The 18004-nt window shown below is 66.8% G+C and carries 14 protein-coding genes; 11 read left to right on the forward strand and 3 right to left on the reverse strand.

Annotation, left to right across the window (positions count from 1 at the left end):
• Positions 1 to 374: 374 nt before the first annotated feature.
• The 3 genes from VM054_04580 to ribE all read right to left on the reverse strand — a co-directional run bounded on the left by VM054_04580 (position 375) and on the right by ribE (position 4993).
• On the reverse strand, positions 375 to 3176 hold the full coding sequence (locus tag VM054_04580) for a S8 family serine peptidase (GenBank protein ID HUT98334.1): 2802 nt from the start codon (positions 3174 to 3176) through the stop codon (positions 375 to 377).
• 113 nt (positions 3177 to 3289) lie between these two features.
• On the reverse strand, positions 3290 to 4114 hold the full coding sequence (locus VM054_04585) for a coenzyme F420-0:L-glutamate ligase (GenBank protein ID HUT98335.1): 825 nt from the start codon (positions 4112 to 4114) through the stop codon (positions 3290 to 3292).
• A gap of 420 nt (positions 4115 to 4534) precedes the next feature.
• The gene (gene ribE / locus VM054_04590) at positions 4535 to 4993 is read right to left on the reverse strand and encodes a 6,7-dimethyl-8-ribityllumazine synthase (GenBank protein ID HUT98336.1); all 459 of its coding nucleotides are present in this window, start codon (positions 4991 to 4993) and stop codon (positions 4535 to 4537) included.
• Between the two features lie 136 nt (positions 4994 to 5129).
• Here ribE and VM054_04595 point away from each other — a divergent pair, with 136 nt between their 5' ends.
• The 11 genes from VM054_04595 (at position 5130) to VM054_04645 (ending at position 17340) form a co-directional block, all read left to right on the forward strand.
• The gene (locus tag VM054_04595) at positions 5130 to 6224 is read left to right on the forward strand and encodes an LptF/LptG family permease (GenBank protein HUT98337.1); all 1095 of its coding nucleotides are present in this window, start codon (positions 5130 to 5132) and stop codon (positions 6222 to 6224) included.
• Positions 6225 to 6245: 21 nt separating this feature from the next.
• Positions 6246 to 7307: a tRNA (adenosine(37)-N6)-threonylcarbamoyltransferase complex transferase subunit TsaD gene (gene tsaD, locus VM054_04600; protein HUT98338.1), complete on the forward strand. Its 1062-nt coding sequence runs from the start codon at positions 6246 to 6248 to the stop codon at positions 7305 to 7307.
• A 125-nt stretch (positions 7308 to 7432) separates the two neighbouring features.
• Positions 7433 to 8104 (forward strand): hypothetical protein, encoded by a 672-nt coding sequence (locus tag VM054_04605; protein HUT98339.1) that lies wholly within the window; start codon positions 7433 to 7435, stop codon positions 8102 to 8104.
• Between the two features lie 97 nt (positions 8105 to 8201).
• Positions 8202 to 9785, forward strand: a complete 1584-nt coding sequence (gene secD, locus VM054_04610) for a protein translocase subunit SecD (GenBank protein ID HUT98340.1) — start codon at positions 8202 to 8204, stop codon at positions 9783 to 9785.
• A gap of 111 nt (positions 9786 to 9896) precedes the next feature.
• Positions 9897 to 11288 (forward strand): protein translocase subunit SecF, encoded by a 1392-nt coding sequence (gene secF, locus VM054_04615; GenBank protein HUT98341.1) that lies wholly within the window; start codon positions 9897 to 9899, stop codon positions 11286 to 11288.
• 17 nt (positions 11289 to 11305) lie between these two features.
• Complete coding sequence (locus VM054_04620; GenBank protein HUT98342.1) at positions 11306 to 12403, forward strand: Glu/Leu/Phe/Val dehydrogenase dimerization domain-containing protein; 1098 nt, start codon at positions 11306 to 11308, stop codon at positions 12401 to 12403.
• A complete protein-coding gene (locus VM054_04625) occupies positions 12400 to 13995 on the forward strand; it encodes a DNA methyltransferase (GenBank protein ID HUT98343.1) in 1596 nt (531 codons plus the stop codon). The genes VM054_04620 and VM054_04625 overlap by 4 nt, the downstream gene beginning before the upstream one ends.
• A 137-nt stretch (positions 13996 to 14132) precedes the next feature.
• Positions 14133 to 15032, forward strand: a complete 900-nt coding sequence (locus VM054_04630; GenBank protein HUT98344.1) for a bifunctional enoyl-CoA hydratase/phosphate acetyltransferase — start codon at positions 14133 to 14135, stop codon at positions 15030 to 15032.
• Position 15033: 1 nt separating this feature from the next.
• The gene (locus tag VM054_04635; protein HUT98345.1) at positions 15034 to 15657 is read left to right on the forward strand and encodes a hypothetical protein; all 624 of its coding nucleotides are present in this window, start codon (positions 15034 to 15036) and stop codon (positions 15655 to 15657) included.
• 119 nt (positions 15658 to 15776) lie between these two features.
• Positions 15777 to 16298 carry a hypothetical protein gene (locus tag VM054_04640; protein ID HUT98346.1) on the forward strand — a complete coding sequence of 174 codons (522 nt, stop codon included), beginning with the start codon at positions 15777 to 15779 and terminating at the stop codon, positions 16296 to 16298.
• Positions 16288 to 17340 carry a hypothetical protein gene (locus tag VM054_04645; GenBank protein ID HUT98347.1) on the forward strand — a complete coding sequence of 351 codons (1053 nt, stop codon included), beginning with the start codon at positions 16288 to 16290 and terminating at the stop codon, positions 17338 to 17340. The genes VM054_04640 and VM054_04645 overlap by 11 nt, the downstream gene beginning before the upstream one ends.
• The last annotated feature ends 664 nt before the right edge of the window (positions 17341 to 18004 follow it).

Here is an 18004-nt window from a genome sequence, read left to right on the forward strand (position 1 = left end):
GCGGGTCGCCCAGCAGAACCAGCAGTAGGATGAACGGCACCGGGAGGACGCCGCGGTGCCGGAAGAGCCATTTGCCGAGCCGTTCGGCGAGCCGCTCGGCGGCGGGGCGGTCGCCCGGCTCCCCGTCGGAGACGCGCAGGTCCTCGTCGGAAGGGCTGTTCACGGTTCCCGGCAAGGTCAGTCCGTCAATGTAGGGCGGTCCCTCTGCGGGCCGCCGCCCTTTTCCGTTCCCATCCCTTACCCTCACCCTAGCCCGTAGGCGAGCCTCTCCCTGGGAGGGAGAGGGAGAACGCGGGCCGACGCCCTTTTACATTCGCAGGTCTTACCCTCACCCCAACCCTCTCCCTAAGAGGGAGAGGGGGCGGCCCTTCCCGCTACCGGACCACGACCGCCCGGCGGGTGAGAGACCCGCCCGCGGTCACCAGCCGGATCAGATACACGCCCACGCTGACGCCGGTGGTGTCCCAGGCGACGGTGTGGCGGCCGGCGGCCAGATCGCCGTCGAAGAGGACGGCCACCCGCCGCCCGGCCAGGTCGTAAACCGCGAGGGTCACCTCGGAGCCGTCCTCCCCGCCCAGCTCGAACCGGATGGTCGCCGTATCCGAAACCGGGTTGGGGAAGGGCGTCGAGAGCGACGTGCGGTTCACCGTCGGCGTCCCACCCTCCACCTCCACCGGGCCCAGGAGCTCCCGGTTCCCGTCTGCGTCCGTGACCTCGAAGACGTAGCTCTCACCACGGCCGCGGTCCAGGTAGTACCCGCGGTTCCCCGTGAGGGGCTGCTCGTTGAGCCGCGAACCGAGACCCGAGGACGACCGGGCGTCGCCCTGCCGGTAGATGTAGATGCCAGCCACGTCGCCGGTGATGTCCCAGCCCAACAGGGCGCCGTCGTCGGTGGAGCGGGCGGAAAGGGCGGCGTCGCCCACGCCGACCTCGTAGTCCACGACGTAAATCTGGTCCGCGAAGGCGCCATCGTAGGTGTCGTCGGAGTCCGACTTGAACCGGAGCCGGAGCTGGGCTATCTCGCCCCGGTGCTCGGTGAGGTCGTTCGTGCGCTTGATCCAGTTGCCCAGCGTGCCCGACAGGGTGTGCAGGACGGTCCAGTCATCCTCCTCCGAGTAGCGAATCTCCACGTACAGGGCGTCCCGGCCGCCCTCGAGGTGGAACTTGCTCCACACGGTGAGGATGTAGTGCTCCGCGTCCACGCGGAAGGGCAGGCTCACCAGTGAGCAGTCGAGGTTGGGCTCGTAGCCGCCGCCCACGTCGTTCGGGGTGAAGGAGTACCGCCCGTACACCGAGTCCTCGTCGGTCCGGCGCCAGGTGTTCTCCCCGTTGCTGGAGTAGCGCCAGAGCGGCTCGATGCCCGATTCGCAGTCCTCCCGCAGGCCGTAGCCGGGCACGAAGAGCTCGAACGCCTCCGCCAGGTCGTAGGGGTTGGTGGCGTGTACGTCGAGGTCGAGGGGGAGGCCCGCCGGCTCGGGACAGTCGGAGTCCACCTCGAGGGTGAACTCGGCGGAAGCCTCCTCGAAGGGGGCCAGGCTGCCCAGGGAGTCGTGGCCGTCGGTGACGGTCACGTCGTCGGAATCGGTGGAGAGGTCGGCGGTGACGCCGGTGGCGGTGACCAGGCTCATGTTGTATAGGCGGCAGTACACGGTGGCGGTCTCGCCGGGCTCCAGGACCCCGTCCGAGTCCTCGTCGGCGACCTCGTAGCCGTCGAAGAGGAGGTGGAGCTCGGGGTCGGCGACGACGCTGGAGACACTGGCGAAGGCGTTGACACGCCCCGCGCCGTAGGTGTTGTCCTTGCCGGGGTCGCCCAGCTCGCGGGCGTAATGCTCCAGGGCGGCCTTGAGCTGGACGGGCGACAGGGCCGGGGCGGCGTCCAGGAGCAGCGACACCGTCCCCGCCGTGTGCGGGGTGGCCATGGAGGTGCCGTTCCAGCCCCAGATGTAGCCCTGGTCGTCTTCCCAGGAGCAGGAGACGATGTCCACGCCGGGGGCGCAGACGTCGGGCTTGGTGAGGCAGGGGTAGTCGTGGTAGGGGGCCACGTCGGCCCAGCTCACCGGCCCGCGGCCGGAGAAGCCGGCGATTTCGTCGCTGACGTTGGTGGCGCCCACGGTGATGAGGCCGGGGACGTCGCCGGGACAGGTGATCGTCTGGGGGTCGGGCCCGTCGTTACCGCCGGCCACCACCAGTGCCAGTCCGCCGGCCAGGCAGTTCTCCGCCACGTCGCGCCAGGTGGCCCGGTCGGGGTCCCAACCGTAACTCCAGCCCAGGCTCACCGAGACGGCGTCCGCCCCGTTGTCCAGCGCGTACTGCCACGCCTCCCAGACCGAGGCCTCGCCCTGGGGGGTGGCCCACATCCAGACCTTGAGGCTCATTATCCGCGTCTTGGGCGCCACGCCGCAGCTCATGCCCGCCGCGCCGTCCGAGGACACCGAGCCGGCGCAGTGGGTGCCGTGGCCGTCGGTGTCCATGGGGTCCGGACCGCCGCCGCCCGCCCCGTCGAAGTAGTAGCCGAGGTAGTCGTCCACGTAGCCGTTGTGGTCGTCGTCCACGCCGTTGTCCGGAATCTCGTCGGTGTTGTGCCACAGGTGGTCGCGCAGATCGTAGTGCTCGTAGTTGACGCCGGTGTCGGACACGGCGACCACGATGCCGTCGCCGTCGTAGCCGTAGTCGTCCCAGACGTATGGTGCGCCGATTTTCTCCACGCCCCAGGCCAGTCCGCCGTCGCGGTCCGACTCACCCACGCCGACCCACTCGTCGGGCCGGTCGGAGCCGGTCTCCACGCGCGCCACGTCGCCGCGCTCCAGAAGCTCGCGGATGACCGACGGCCTCGCCTCGCACACCACCAGGTTCGTGACCCAGAAAGCCCCGACGTACCCCACGTCGCCGAGGTTTCGCCGTCCTTCGAGGTAGGCCAGAAGGTCGCCCTGGGTGTCCGCCGCGATGTACTTGAGCCTTTCGATGACCGCCGCGCGGGCCGGCTCGGGGGGCAGCGTGGCGTTCAACTGCTGCAGCTCGGCCGGCGTCGCCTGTTCGGAGAGGGAGACGTTGACCCACAGGAGCTCGTCCTCGGCGAGGCCGGGTAGCCTGGCCTCCAGGTTGGGGCCGATCCGGGCCGCCGCGGCGCCGGTGACGAAAAGGGCCGCCACGAGTACGACAGACAGGCGTGCGCGCATCGGGATACCGTCCTTCGTGCGTGAAAAGGGCCGGGTTTTTCCTCATCACCCGGCTAATATAGTCCAGGAAAACGCCCGGTGTCCAGGCGGGGGGGGCTTAAAGCCCCATCGTATTACGTGGGAGGGCTTTTCCTGCGAAGAAGGCCCAGGGGCGTCATCTGCAGCTCCTGGCCCAGGGGGTTGTCCGCCAGCGCCAGGGACAGCCAGTGCGCGTCAACCCCGTCGGTCCTGCCCAGGACGTCCACGTCGCCGTAGTCGTTGGCGTCTATGATGGCGGTCTCCAGGTCCACGGCGTCCCGGACCCGCTCGCAGACCCACTTGGGAAAAGCCGGGCCGTAGATGACCACGTTGATGTAACGCTCGAAGGTGCCGACGCGGGAGCCGTCAATCTGGGCCACCTGGGGTCCGGCGATGCGGTAGAAGTCGCCGGTGCGGCCGATGAGGCGGGTGAGGGCCGCCACGACCGCCGCCAGAAGAATCCGCGGCAGCCCCACCAGGTCAATCGCCGCCTGCATCTTCACCGGCAGGCCCACGGCGCCGATGCCCCACGGCGGCTTGGCCACCCGGGCCGACAGGAACCTCGCCCAGAACCCCTCTTTGATGTCCTCGAACCGGCGCGTCCGGCCCTGGGTGATGGCCACGATTTTTTCGGAGATGAACAGGACGTCGCCGGGCCGGGGGTTGGCCGCCGGCACGTAAAGCATGCACAGCTCGACGATGTCGTCGTCCTCGGTGACGAGGCGGGTTTTTATCGGGATTTTCTCGACGGTGCGGATGAGTGGGTTGGCGCGCTTGCGGCGGGCGTCGGGGCGGACGGCGACGCGGCCGGTCCGCTTGTCCGGCTCGGCGTACCACGCCTTTTCTTTGGAGCGGTACGGCCGGTAGCCGTCAATGTCCGGGGAGGAGTCGTCGGCGGGTTTCTTGGGAGAATTCTTCACGGGCACGAGTATACCGGCGGAAGCGCCGACCGGTCAACCGTAGCGGCGACCCGTAGGACGAGTCCTCCGCGGTCGCCCGCGGACGGGTCAGGACACCCGCCCCTGCGGATTGGGTGTGAATCGCGAATCAACCTCGTAGGGGCCGACCTTTAGGTCGGCCCGCGGGCGGACCTGAAGGTCCGCCCCTACGTCGGCGCAATCGGGGGTGAGGGCCGGGGCGTGTCCCCTCTCCCTTCCAGGGAGCGGCGCGCCGACAGGCTAGGGTGAGGGTCGGGGCCGAGAACGTTAATACGGCGACCCGCGGTCTCCCTCTCCCTGTGGGAGAGGGCCGGGGTGAGGGCTGCCTTAAAAAAAAACGGGCCGACCTGAACGGCGCGCCGTCGGTCGGCCCCTACGTCATCGCAAACGGAGGGAGGGGGATTATTTCAGTTGGCCGTAGAGGTCCATCAGTTCCAGCGCGGCCAGGGCCGCGTCGGCGCCCTTGTTCCCCGCCTTGGCCCCCGCCCGCTCGATGGCCTGCTCGATGGAGTCCGTGGTCAGAACGCCGAAGACCACCGGCTTTTCGCTGGCCAGACCCACCTGGGCGACGCCCTTGGCGACCTCGGCGGCGATGTAGTTGAAGTGGGGCGTTCCGCCGCGGATGACGGCGCCGAGGCAGATTGTGGCGTCGTATTTCGAGGCCACCCGCTTCGCCACCGCCGGAATCTCCCACGCACCCGGGCACCAGATGACGTCTATGTCCTCAGCCTCCACCTCGTGACGGTGGAGGGTGTCCAGGCAGGCGCCCAACAGGCGCAGGGTGATGAACTCGTTGAAGCGCGAGGCGATGACGGCCACCCGCTTGCCCTTGCCCTTCAGCTTGCCCTTGATGACGCCCATGAGCCGCCGTCCTTGGAGGGGGATTTCCGTGTCGCGGGAATACTATACCCAAGCGCGGGCCCGCGGTCAAGGGAGGTCCCTTGCCCCGGGGCGCGGAAACAGGTATCCTCTCCGTGCAACCTCTTCTCCAAGGCCCATGCTCGGACGCACGCTCGACCGCTACATAGCCGGCCACTTCCTGCGCTACTACCTGTACGCGCTGGCGGCCTTCATCGCCATCTACCTCGTCGTCAACTTCATCGAGACGGTGGGCAAGTTCCTCCAGAAGGGGACCGACGTCGGCACCATCGCCAGCTACTACCTCTACATGATCCCCTTCGTGGTCAAGTGGGTCAACCCCATCGCTGTGCTGTTGGGGGTGCTCTTCTGCATCAGCATCCTGGGGAAGGGCTCGGAGATAACGGCGATGAAGGCGAGCGGCGTGTCTTTGTACCGCGTTTTCGCGCCTTTAATCGTCCTCGGGGCGCTCATCGGCTTCGGGGTGTGGGTCTTCGGGGAGACGGTGGTGCCCTACGCCAACGAGCGCTGCGTGGCCATCAAGAAGTGGGTCTTCGACGGGCTGGACCGCGAGGCGATGATGAAGGTCACCGACTACTCGGCGTCGCTGACCGGGAACCTGATCCTCTACACGGGTCAGATGGACGCCTTCAACGGTCGGATGAGCCGGCCGACGCTCATCAGCTTCGACCCCGAGGACCCGGGGCTGGCCGTCGAGCGGGTGGACGCCGCGGTGGGCGAGTACACCGACGGGGAGTGGCACTTCTACGACTGCGAGGTGCGCACCTTCGGCCCCGAGGGCCAGGAGCTGACGCTCGTTGAGGTGCAGGAGATGGTGGTGCCGATAACCGAGGCGCCGGGTGAGTTCGCCATCGAGGCGCGGACGCCGGAGGACATGACCTACGGCGAGCTTTCCGCCCACATCGAGCGGATGGAGCGGGCCGGCAAGGACCCGGCCAAAGAGCGGGTGGAGCTGGACCTGAAGGTCAGCGTCCCTTTGGCGAACCTGATCGTGATTCTCATCGGCGCGCCGCTGGCGATTCGCACCGCCCGGTCCGGCACCGCCCTGGGGTTCGGGTTGGCGGTGCTTCTGGGATTCATTTTATGGGGATTCATCGCCGTGGGCCGTGCCTTCGGCCAGCGCGGCGTCATCTCGCCCTTCATCGCCGCCTTCCTGCCGAACATCATCTTCGGTCTCACCGGGCTTTTTCTCATCCGGCGGGTGAACCGGTGAGCTTGCCGCGGGGCGGGGCGTGTGCTAAAATTCGCTCCTCCGAAGCGAGGTGGCGCGCTGCTGGTCCTGGGCCTGGAGACCTCGTGCGATGAAACGGCGGCCGCCGTCGTGGAGGACGGGCGCCGGGTTCTCTCCGACGTCGTCAGCTCCCAGGCCGCCTTCTTCTCCCGGTACGGCGGGGTGGTCCCCGAGCTGGCCGGGCGGAACCACGCGGCGAAGGTCCTGCCCGTGGTCCGTGAATCGTTGAGCCTGGCCGGGATCGCTTACGGCGACCTGGGCGGGGTGGCCGCCACCCACGGCCCGGGGCTCACCGGCGCGCTCCTGGTGGGGCTGAACTTCGGCAAGGCGCTGGCGGCGGGGCTGGGCGTACCCTTCGTCGGGGTGAACCACCTGGCGGCCCACCTCCAGGCGCCGCTTCTCGGGGAAGACCCGCCGGAGCCGCCCTTCGTGGGCCTTCTGGTCTCCGGCGGCCACACGGCGCTCTACGAAGTTGGGCCGGGTAAGAAGGGGCGGGAGAGCCTGCTCCGCTTCAGGTTGTTGGGGGAAACCTTAGACGACGCCGCGGGCGAGGCCTACGATAAAGTCGGGCGCCTTTTGGGCATACCCTACCCCGCGGGGGCGGTCCTCGACGAACTGGCGCGATCCTTCGACGGCGAGCCGGAGCCGTTCACCCGGCCGCTGCCCGAGGGACTGAACTTCAGCTTCTCCGGGCTCAAGACCGCCGCGGCGCGACGGGTGGCCGAGCTGGTCGGGGAGAGTCGGTTGGAGGAGCGGAGGTCGGCGGTGGCCGCCGGTTTTCAGGCGGCGGTCATCGAAATTCTCGCCGAAAAGGCGCTGGCCGCCTGCCGTGAGATTTCGCTGAATACTCTGGTCGTCGGTGGCGGGGTGGCGGCCAACCGGGGGCTGCGCGAAACGTTGTCCCGACGGGCCGAGGCCGAGGGTGTGGAGGTCCGCTTCGCCCCCCTGGAGTACGCGATGGACAACGCGGCCATGGTGGCCGCCCGGGGGTATTTCCTCCTCGCCGCCGGCGTGACCAGCCCCCTGGAATTGGAAGCGGTGGCCTGCCTGGAACTGGGCGTGTGATGTTACGTGTGGCGTTCACTTTTTTAATGGTACTACCTTCGGTTCTGGTCGCCCGCACCTATCAGATACAGTACAGATGCGATGAATCGGATGCGCAACGGGTCAGGGAGATAGTTGATTCTCGGTTGGCTTTCATCGAGGCCGCCGTCGTTGATGAGTTTGACGACGACTTTGAAAATGTCCATCGGCAATCCATCAGTTTTGAAGCCCGCGATGACTTGTTCGGGTTGATTGGTCGTCTGTTCCATTTCCACGGGTCCTTGTCGCTCGTGCCGGTCGTTCCCGTAGGCGATGCGGTGCCGGAAGTGGAGACATCACCCGGGGTTCAGGTCGTACCCGATGAAGCGGAGGATTGCTGGTTCATCGTAGGCGACGGAATGTACAGGATAATCCAGGATGGGGCTTATTGGAGGCTTGACCCGACGGAAGGCCGCGATGAGAGCTGGCGGAGACATTTTTATCTACTCGAAACCGAAGAGGCGTTGGGGTTGGATGGGAAAATAGCACATGTAAATCCGGTAGATGACACCCCCGAGCCCTATCTTACCGTCAACCTACGCGATGAGTACGCCCCGGAGCTGGAAGACCTGACGGGGGATAACCTGGGACGGCGGCTGGCGCTTATTATTGACGATGATGAAGTCGTCACGACGATTGTCGTCAACGATGTCATAGGAAACGGTCAATTTAAAATTGGGTTTCTCAGGGATGATATTGGAACCCTCCTGTTGGTTTGGCTTTCCGGCGAACTTTTACCGGGGAGTTACGATCTGTCCTCTGTAGGCGCAGATTATTAACCCTTTTCTCTTAATGCCTAGTGCCTCGATCCCCGGTCTTCGGTTTGAGGAACCGCGGTAACCCCCCAAGGTCGCCACTCACCCGCGAGGAGCGTAAATGGCGAGAAAGCGCCGGTTTTACGGGCTCATCGGCTGGCTGGTCTTCGTCTTCGCCCTGGTCTTCGCCCTGCCGACCACCGGCCTCCTGGACGGCCTGTCCCCCGAGCTGACCCAGTGGCTGCCCGTGGAGAAGGTCAAGCTGGGCCTGGACCTCTCGGGCGGCATGGTGATGCGCTACGAGGCGGACATGACCAACGTGCCCCCCGGGGACGAGCAGGTCACCCTGGACACCGTCCTGGAGATCATCCGCCGCCGGGTGGACGAGTTCGGCGTGGCCGAGCCCGAGGTGGAGCAGATAGGCGACGCGGGCATCACCGTCCGGCTGCCGGGCATCAGCGACACGGACCGGGCCAAGAATCTCATCGGGGAGCGGGCGGTGCTCGAGTTCATGCTGGTGGACGCCGAGGGCCGGCTGGGGAAGGTCCTGGCCAAGGCCGCGGGTTACCCCACCTACCGGACGATCCTCGCCAACGTCTACGACCTGGGGCACGGCATCTACGCCCCCTCCTCCCTGAAGGAGGGGCTGGCGAAGATGGTCAACGACCGGGGCCTGGTCTCCGACTTCCCCGGCTACCGGCTGGCCCTCTCGGTGGAGCAGCGGCTGGACAAGGACTCCGCGGACTACGAGCAGGAGATAGCGCAGCGCCTGACCGAGGTGTACGGCTCCCCCGTGGAGGGCTACTTCCAGCTCTACCTCCTGGACGCCCGCCGCCCGATCAAGGGCTCCGACCTGACCGACGCCCAGTACACCCGCGAGCGCGAGCGGGGTCTGCCCGCCGTGAGCTTCTCCTTCAACTACACCGGCGCCGAGTCCTTCCGGGAGGTCACCGGCACCCACGTGGGCAACCAATTGGCCATCGTCCTGGACGACGAGGTCATCTCGGCCCCGGTCATCGAGGAGGAGATTCCCGGCGAGGGCATCATCCGGGGCAACTTCACCGTGGACCGGGCCAAGGACCTGGCGATCAACCTGCGCAACGGGGCCCTGCCGGTGGCCCTGAACGTGGTCATGGAGGACACCATCGGGCCGAGCCTGGGCTCGGATTCGATCAAGTACGGGGTGACGGCTGCGCTCGTGGGCCTCCTTTTGGTGATGGGCTTCATGAGCTTCTGGTACCGCTTCTCCGGTGTGATCGCCGTGGTGGCCCTGCTCTTCAACATAGTCCTCATCATCGCCGCGCTGGCCATCTTCGGCGCCACCCTCACACTGCCCGGCATCGCCGGAATCATCCTCACCATCGGCATGAGCGTGGACGCCAACGTGCTCATCTTCGAGCGCATCCGTGAGGAGTTGCGCAAGGGCGAGCGGCTGGCCGAGTCGGGCGCGGTCAAGCCCGCGGTGGCGGTGGCCACGGCCATCAACGCCGGCTACGACAAGGCCTTCATCACCATCCTCGACGCCAACATCACCACGCTCATCACCGCCGGGGTGCTCTACGTCCTGGGTACGGGTCCCATCCGCGGCTTCGCGGTCACGCTGGCCATCGGCATCGCGGCCAGCATGTTCACCGCGCTCATCGTGTCCCGGGCGATTTTCGATTACCGCGTGCGGCGCCGCCACCTGGAGAAGCTGTCCATCTAGGCCGACGCGCCTGGTGGTTCGTTGAGACAAGGGGAAAGGCAAGGGGTTTAAACCCCTCGTTCCCACCCCTCGTTACGGCCCCGTAGGAACGCCTAAACCGGGCAAGGGGGTTTGGACTTGCAGATTTTCACCGACACCCACTACGACTTCATCGGCCGGCGGAGGATCGCCTTCCTAGTCTCCGGGGTGCTCATCCTGGCGGGCATCGTCAGCTTCATCATCCAGGGGGGATTCAACCTCGGCATAGACTTCACCGGCGGCGTGCGGATCCAGGTCAAGTTCGCCCAGGGCATCACCACCGGTGACCTGACGAGGATCCGCAGCGGCCTGGACATGGACGTCTACACCCAGGGCACCGCCGCGGACGAGGTGGTCATCCGCAACAAGGTGGAGAACACGGGGGAGGCCATGGCCGCCGCCATCGTCAGCCGCCGGGAGACCGTCGGGCCCTTCACCTCCTTCGATGAGCTCACCCAGATCGAGGGCTTCCCCGCCGTGTACCTGGAGTTTTTCCGGGAGAACTTCGATCTGGACGAGAATCCCTTCGCGGTGACCGTCGGCGCGGAGGTGAGGCCGGCCCTCAACACCGCCGACGTGCGGGCGTTGTCCACCACCATCGAGCGGATGATCGAGCGGGCGACCCGCGCCAGCATCAGCCAGGTCCTCTCCGAGCTGCGCCCCCCGGTGGGACTGCCCGCCGGGGTGTCTCCCACCGCCCGGTTGAACCTCAACGCCCCCAATTCCCGCTCGGATTACGTGAAGCTCCTCGAGCCCCTCCTGGGCGCCCAGAACGCCGGACGCCTCGCCGATGCGTTCGCCGGGGCCCGGAACCTCGGCGGCATCCAGACCATGCGCCTCCTGGGGGACACCGCCGAAGTCGAGCGGCTGGCCCGGGATGCGGGGCTCGACTCCGAGGTCGTCAAGCGGCTCATTGACAGCTCCTACCTCTCCGGTTTCGAGATCCAGAGCGTGAACGTCATCGGCCCCAAGGTGGGTGAGGAGCTCGGCTCCGCGGCCATATACTCGATCATCGCCGCCCTGGTGGGGCTCCTCTTGTACATCTCGCTGCGCTTCGAGTTCGCCTTCGCCCTGGGGGCCATCGTCGCCCTGTTCCACGACGTGCTGGTGACCCTGGGCATCTTCTCCCTGCTGGGCAAGGAGATAAACCTCGCCATCATCGCCGCCGTCCTGACCCTGGTCGGCTACTCCCTGAACGACACCATCGTCGTCTTCGACCGCATCCGCGAGGACCGCAAGCTCCTGCGGCGCAAGAGCCTGGTGGAAATCGTCAACAGCGCCATCAACGAGACGCTGTCGCGCACGGTGCTCACCTCGGGGACGACCCTGATCGTGACGCTGGTGCTCGTCCTCTTCGGTGGCAGCGTCATCCACGACTTCGCCCTGGCCCTGACCATCGGCGTCGTCGTCGGTACGTACTCCTCGGTCTTCATCGCCGCGCCTTTCCTCATCGGCTGGTACCGGATGGTCAAAAAGGCGGCCTGATCCGCCCGGGGGTGCCGATGGAAGTCTTCAGGAACCTGGAAACGGCGGATCACGAGCAGGTGGCCTTCTGCGTGGCGCCCGCCGCCGAGCTACGGGCGATCATCGTCATCCACGACACCACCCTGGGGCCGGCCATCGCCGGCATCCGCACCCTGGACTACCCCGACGAGGAGGCGGCCCTCACGGACGCCCTCCACCTCTCGCGGGGGCTCACGTACAAGAGCGCCACCGCCGGGCTGAACTACGGCGGGGGTCAGATCAACATCCTGCGCCAGTCCGTGGGGGGGAAGCGGGAGCCCGCCTTCCGGGCCCTGGGGCGCTTCATCCAGGGGCTGGGCGGGCGGATAATCGGCGCCCCCGACGTCGGCACCGGCGCCTTGGATCTCACCTACGTGGCCACCGAGACCGAGTTCGTCGCCGGCGTCACCCTCTTCGAGGGCTCATTCGATCCGAGCCTGGTGACCGCCTCGGGCGTGATGATGGGCATCGGGGTCTGTCTGGCCGAGACGGGCCGGGGGAAGGACCTGGCCGGGAAGACCGTGGCGCTTCAGGGGGTGGGCGCCGTGGGCACCCTCCTCGCCGGCAAGTTCCTCGAGGCCGGGGCGAGGGTCCTGGTCCACGACCACAGCCCGGAGCGGCTGGAGAAGATTCTCAAGCGGATGCCCTCTCTGGTCCCCCGGGAGGTCGAGGGGCTCCTGGACGATTCGGTGGACGTGTTCTGCCCCTGCGGTCGGGGGGGCGTCGTCGGCCCCGAGACCCTGGAGTCGCTGGCCGGCAAGATAGTCTGCGGCGCGGCGAACTCCCAGCTCGACCCCACCTGGGACGATTACTCCCAGCTCGCCAAGCGGGGAATCACCTACGCCCCGGACATCGTGGTCAACTCCGGCGGGCTCATCAGCGTCGTCGGGGAGCTGGAGAATCACCCCGACCAGTGGGTCTTCGCCAAGATGAGACAGATCCCGGACCTCCTCCGGGAGGTCTTCGCCCTGGCCTCCGAGGATGGCATCTCCACCGTGGAGGCGGCGATGCGGCTGGGCGAGCGCAGGATCAAAGCCATCGCGTCCCTGGCGCACAGCTACGTGCCGCGCAAGGGGAAGGGGGTGGGGCTTCCTTGACCGACTGGACCAACAAGCTCTTTTTCGGGGACAACCTGGACGTCATGCGGCGGCACATCGGCGACGAGTCGGTGGACCTCGTCTACCTCGATCCGCCCTTCAACTCCAAGGCCGATTACAACGTGCTGTTCAAGGAGGTGGACGGGACGCCGTCGGCGTCGCAGTTCCAGGCGTTCACCGATTTCTGGCACTGGGACGAGAACTCCGCCCGGGCGTACCACGAGCTGGTCACGGGGGATAAGGCGCCCCCGGCGCTCGTTGATTTATTGCAGGGCTTCGAAAGGTTCCTGGGGCACAACGACATGTTCGCGTACCTGGTGATGATGGCGCCGAGGCTGGTGGAGCTGCGGCGGGTGCTGAAACCCACGGGGAGCATCTACCTCCACTGCGACCCCAATGCTAGTCACTATTTGAAGCTAGTTATGGATGCGGTGTTCGGATCGAAAAATTTTATAAATGAAATATGTTGGAAAAGAACAACTTCAAGTAGCAGTAAGAAGGTTGCAAATCGGTATGGTAGCGATCACGATATTATTTATTTCTACTCTAAGGTAAGCAACTTTGTTTTTAATCAGAACTATATCCCATATTCAAATGAGTATATAAAAGAGAGATTCAATCAGGAAGATAAAAAAGGACTTTATAAAGATGCACAATTAAAAACCTATTCGAAAGATAAATTAGAGCAATTACGTCAAGAAGGTAAATTAATAGTTACTTCAGGAGGTAAGTACCGATATAAAATGTACTTAGAGGAGGCCCCCGGAGTGCCGGTTGATGATGTTTGGGTTGATATATTTCCTGTTAATGCCGTTGCACGGGAACGCCTCGGTTATCAAACTCAAAAGCCCCAGGCGCTGCTAGAGCGAATTATAAACGTCTCCTCTAACGAGGGCGACGTGGTGCTCGACCCCTTCTGCGGCTGCGGCACCACCATCGCCGCCGCCCAGGCCCTCGACCGCCGCTGGATCGGCATTGATATAACCTACCTGGCGATTAACCTGATAAAGAGCCGCCTCGCGGATCACTTCGGGGAGGAAGCAACCTACGAGGTCCACGGCGAGCCGCGCGACTGGGACTCGGCCCGCGAGCTGGCCCAGCGCACGGACATGCCGCGCAAGGAGTTCGAGCTTTGGGCCCTGTCTTTGGTCCACGCCCGCCCCCTCGGCGACCCGGAGAAGAAGGGCGGCGGCGACCGAGGCATTGACGGCGTCCTCTTCTTCCGCGACGGCAAGACCGAAAAAACCCTGACGACGCGGAAAATCATCGTCCAGGTCAAGAGCGACTTGAAGCCGAAGGTGAGCCACGTGCGCGACCTGCGCGGCGTGATGGAGCGGGAGAAGGCGGACTTCGGCGCGCTTATCTTGCTGTACCGGGCGGGGGAGCGGTCGGAGATTCACCGCGAGGCCGCCGGGGCGGGGTTTTATCACAGCGAATTGATGCAGCGCGACTACCCGAGGATTCAGGTGCTGCAGGTGGACGCCCTCTTGGAGGGGCGGAGCAGGCTGGATTACCCTCTGGTCGGGCGGCTGGACCTCCTGCGCCACGCGGGGAAAATCGGAAAATCGGGCGGGCAGTTGAAGCTGGAATGACGGCCCCGGACGGCCGACTAAAAAAGGTAGAGTGACTTGGATAAGTACGTGATTCACGGCGGGGCGCGGCGGGAGCGGGCAGAGGCATCGGCCGAGCGATGGGAACCTGACCCGACGCGGGTGGGCGCAGCGTCCCCATGACCGAGGACCATTTCACCGGGCTCATCCAGCGGGTGAAGGACGAGCCGTCGCGGCGGATCGCGCTGGCGGGCGCCGACGACCCCACGGCCCTCGAGGCGGTGGACCGGGCCCACCGGGAGGGGCTGGCCGAGGCGACCCTCGTGGGGGACCCGGCCGCCATCGAGGCCAACGCCGCCAACCTCGGCGTGGACCTGGAGCCCTTCGAGATGGTGGCGAGCGCCGACGCCGCCGGGACCGCCGCCTCACTGGTCGGCGGGGGCCGCTCCGACGTCCTGATGAAGGGGTCGGTCGCGAGCAAGGCCTACCTGCGGGCCGTCCTGAACGAGGACAACGGCCTGCGCACCGGGCGCCTTTTGTCCCACGTGATGGTCGCCGCCGTCCCGGCCTACCACAAGCTTTTGTTCCTGACCGACGCCGCGTTCAACATCGCCCCGACCCTGGCCGAGAAGGCGGACATCATCCGCAACGCCGTGGACGTGGCCCGGATCCTGGGGGTCGGGCGGCCCAAGGTGGCGGTCCTGGCGGCGGTGGAGAAGGTGAACCTGCCCGACATGCCCGCCACCGGCGACGCCGCGGCGCTCACGGTGATGGCCCGGCGCGGACAGCTCGGCGACTGCATCGTGGACGGGCCGCTGGCCTTCGACAACGCCGTCTCCAGGGAGTCGGCCAGAATCAAGGGCATCGAGAGCGAGGTGGCCGGGGACGCCGACGTCCTTCTGTGCCCCGACATCGAGTCGGCCAACATCCTCTACAAGTGCCTCATCCACTTCTCCGGGGCCCGGGCCGGGGCGGTCATCGTGGGGGCCGCCGCGCCGGTGGTCCTCCCCAGCCGGGCCGACGACGCCATGACCAAGTACCTCTCGATCGTCACGGCCATGGCCATCGCCGGCGGGTAGGATGGCTGAAAAAACGGGTTTGGTTCGTCAGTGGCCGGGGTATCTCTGGCGGGGTGCGACGGCGGCGCTGGCCTCCGTCATCCTCCAGTGCGGCGTGGACCTCGCCTTCGGCGTACAGTTCCGCGGCGTTATCTACCTCGCGGGCGACTGGCTGGGAAACCTCGCCTTCTTCGCCCTCGCCCAGGCCCTCTTCCCCAGCTTCATCGTCCGATTCAAGCACATCCCCACCGCCCTCGGGGTGAGCCTGGCCCTGGGCGGGTTCGCCGGGTACGTGGTGAGCTGGCTCTTCTCCCGGTTCACCGGTCTCGTGCCCTTCAGCGGCCAGCAGGTCTTCCTCTTCCTCTTCGTGGGGACCTTCCTGGGCCTGGCGACGGGGGTCGGCTGGAACCTGGCCAAGGGAAGGGCGGTTCTCTTCTGGGCCGGATTCCTGGCGGCCTGCGCCGTGGTCACCGCCTTCTACCACTTCACCGCCCCGGTCGAGGTCCGGGAGACCCGCGACATCTTCGATCAGGGGCTCACCCTGGTGGCCGGCTACCTGCCCGTCGTGGCCGTCATCTGGTGGCGCCACCGGCCGCGGGGCGACGCCGCCGCGGAGCCGTCGGATTCCCCAACCACATCCGGTTGACCACCCACCCGCCGATGGAGACTTTTCCCGCACAGCAACGGCCCGAGGAGGGATCGCCCCGCGTACCCGTTCCGGGGCTGGTCCCCAGGGCGCTCGCGTGGGGGGCGCCGGCGGCGCTGGTGCCAGCCCTCTTCACCCTCTTCGCCGGCGGTGCCCCGGTGGGCGTCGTCGCTGGGGTCTGGCTCGCCCACCTGCTGCGCTACGCGGCGGCCCTCGTGGTCTTCGGCCTGGTGAATCCGCGCTCCGTCCGCCGTCCGCTGGGTTACCTGAGCGGCACGGTGGCCGGGACGCTGGGCGCCGGTTTTATCATGGTCCTGGCGGCGCTGGTCTTCCCGGGGTGGCTGGGCGCCTGGGCGCCGGTGAGCCGGGTGCTCTTCGAGGGGGCCGAGGCGGCGGTAGTGGGCTGGTGCCTGTCGGCCGCCGCCACCGCCTGGGGGCGGACCGTCTGGTCGCCCGTCCTGGGACTGCTCCTGGGGACCCTGGTCGCCGGCATCTCGTCGGCCTGGCTTCCGATGCCCGACGGCATCTGGATGGCCGCCTTCTGGGGCCTGCGGACCCTGGTGGAGTTCGCGCCGCTGGCCGTCATCTACCACCTCTGGGCGCGCGACGCCGGAACCGTGGAGGAGAAAAATGCGGTATAGCATGCTCTTGGCCGTTTCGGCGGCCCTCGTTTTCTCCGGATGCACCCGCTCCATCGAGGACCTCGCCGAGGACCTCCGCGCGGGCGACTGGCGCGAGCGCATGTCCGCGGTGGAGGAGTTCGCCGACCGGGGGCTCATAGATTACACGGCGCTGGGGCTGGCCGACGACGACTCGCGGGTCCGCAACACCGCCATCGGACGCCTGACCGCGATGGGGGACGAGGCGGTGCCGGCCATCCTGGCCGTGCTTCAGGGGCACCCCGAGGACGAGACCACCCTGGCGGCCTCGGTGGAGGTGCTGGAAAACCTGGGCACCCCGGCCCTGGACGGCGTTCTGGACGCGGTCTGGCGGGGCGAGACCGGCGAGGCCGAGATGGGCTACCTCATCCTCCGCCGCGTCCGGGACGCCGGGGACGAGCTGGAGCGGATGCTCTCGGAGCCCAAGGCCGTCGTCCGGCTCCTGAAGAGCGAGCTTCCCCGGGTCCGCATCTCGGTCATCGGAGACCTCGTCACCCGCGACGCGGAGTACCTCGAACGGCTCCTGGACCTCTTCTCCGACGGTCGGGCCGGGCAATACATGGCGGCGGCGGCGATGCCGAACCCGCCCGAACCGCTCCCCGGAGCGGAGGATTTCGGCCCCCCGGGAGCCGGGACGAACGTGCTGAACAACTTCACCGCCCTCAGCCTCAGCCTCTTCATCCACCGGCAACGGTTGCTGGCCGCGGGGGAGGACGAATCGCTCCGCGCCGGGATGGCCGGTTCCGTGGAGCCGGTTTACATGACCTACTACGACGAGGTCCCCTGGCGCCCCTTCTACGAAAACTGCATCCGGGCGGCGGAGAGGGTGGGGGTGGGGGGCGAGCCCTTCGAAAACCTGACCCTGGACCAGTTCGAGGAGATGATGGGCGAGCTCTCGGCCTTCTACCATGCGGTGAGCGAGGCCCACTTCGACTTCGAGGGATCGGCGAGGCTCCTGGAGTACTCCAAGGAGTTCGCCCTATTGCGGGGGGAGATGGCCGCGCTGGCCGGCGGGGGAAGCTGATAGGGGGCGGCGGCACCGTCCGGCCCGTTCCACGCGGGTTGCGATGACGTAGGGGCCGACCGACGGCGCGCCGTTCAGGTCGGCCCGTTTTTATAAGGAAGCCCTCACCCTTTGTCCCTCTCCCACAGGGAGAGGGAGACCGTGGGCCGCTTTATTTACGTTCCCTGCCCCTTACCCTCACCCCGACCCGTCGGCGAGCCGCTCCCTAGAAGGGAGAGGGGGCCGTCGCACCCTTTATCCGCGCCTGCGATGACGTAGGGCGGCCCCGTAGGACGAGTCCTCTGCGGGCCGCCGCGAATTGCAATGACGTAGGGGCCGACCTTCAGGTCGGCCCGCTTTTTCATAAGGTGGCCCTCACCCCCATCCCCTCTCCCGGAGGGAGAGGGGGGCCCGTTCCGGCCCTCACCCGCATTTGCGATGGCGTAGGGGCGGGTCTACTGACCCGCCCGGTGCACTGATGTAGGGCGGCCCCGTAGGACGAGTCCTCTGCGGGCCGCCGCGAATTGCAATGACGTAGGGGCCGACCGACGGCGCGCCGTTCAGGTCGGCCCGCTTTTTCATAAGGTGGCCCTCACCCCCATCCCCTCTCCCGGAGGGAGAGGGAGACCGTGGGCCGCTTTATTTACGTTCCCTGCCCCTTACCCTCACCCCGACCCGTCGGCGA

Source organism: bacterium (assembly GCA_035528375.1).
Lineage (GTDB): Bacteria > RBG-13-66-14 > RBG-13-66-14 > RBG-13-66-14 > RBG-13-66-14 > RBG-13-66-14.

Excerpts from the sequence above, each read along its gene's own strand:
- secD (HUT98340.1), top strand. The coding sequence starts at position 8,202 with ATGGCGAGAAAGCGCCGGTTTTACGGGCTCATCGGCTGGCTGGTCTTC.
- VM054_04630 (HUT98344.1), top strand. The coding sequence starts at position 14,133 with ATGACCGAGGACCATTTCACCGGGCTCATCCAGCGGGTGAAGGACGAG.
- VM054_04635 (HUT98345.1), top strand. The coding sequence starts at position 15,034 with ATGGCTGAAAAAACGGGTTTGGTTCGTCAGTGGCCGGGGTATCTCTGG.
- VM054_04645 (HUT98347.1), top strand. The coding sequence starts at position 16,288 with ATGCGGTATAGCATGCTCTTGGCCGTTTCGGCGGCCCTCGTTTTCTCC.
- ribE (HUT98336.1), bottom strand. The coding sequence starts at position 4,993 with ATGGGCGTCATCAAGGGCAAGCTGAAGGGCAAGGGCAAGCGGGTGGCC.
- VM054_04580 (HUT98334.1), bottom strand. The coding sequence starts at position 3,176 with ATGCGCGCACGCCTGTCTGTCGTACTCGTGGCGGCCCTTTTCGTCACC.
- VM054_04620 (HUT98342.1), top strand. The coding sequence starts at position 11,306 with ATGGAAGTCTTCAGGAACCTGGAAACGGCGGATCACGAGCAGGTGGCC.
- VM054_04595 (HUT98337.1), top strand. The coding sequence starts at position 5,130 with ATGCTCGGACGCACGCTCGACCGCTACATAGCCGGCCACTTCCTGCGC.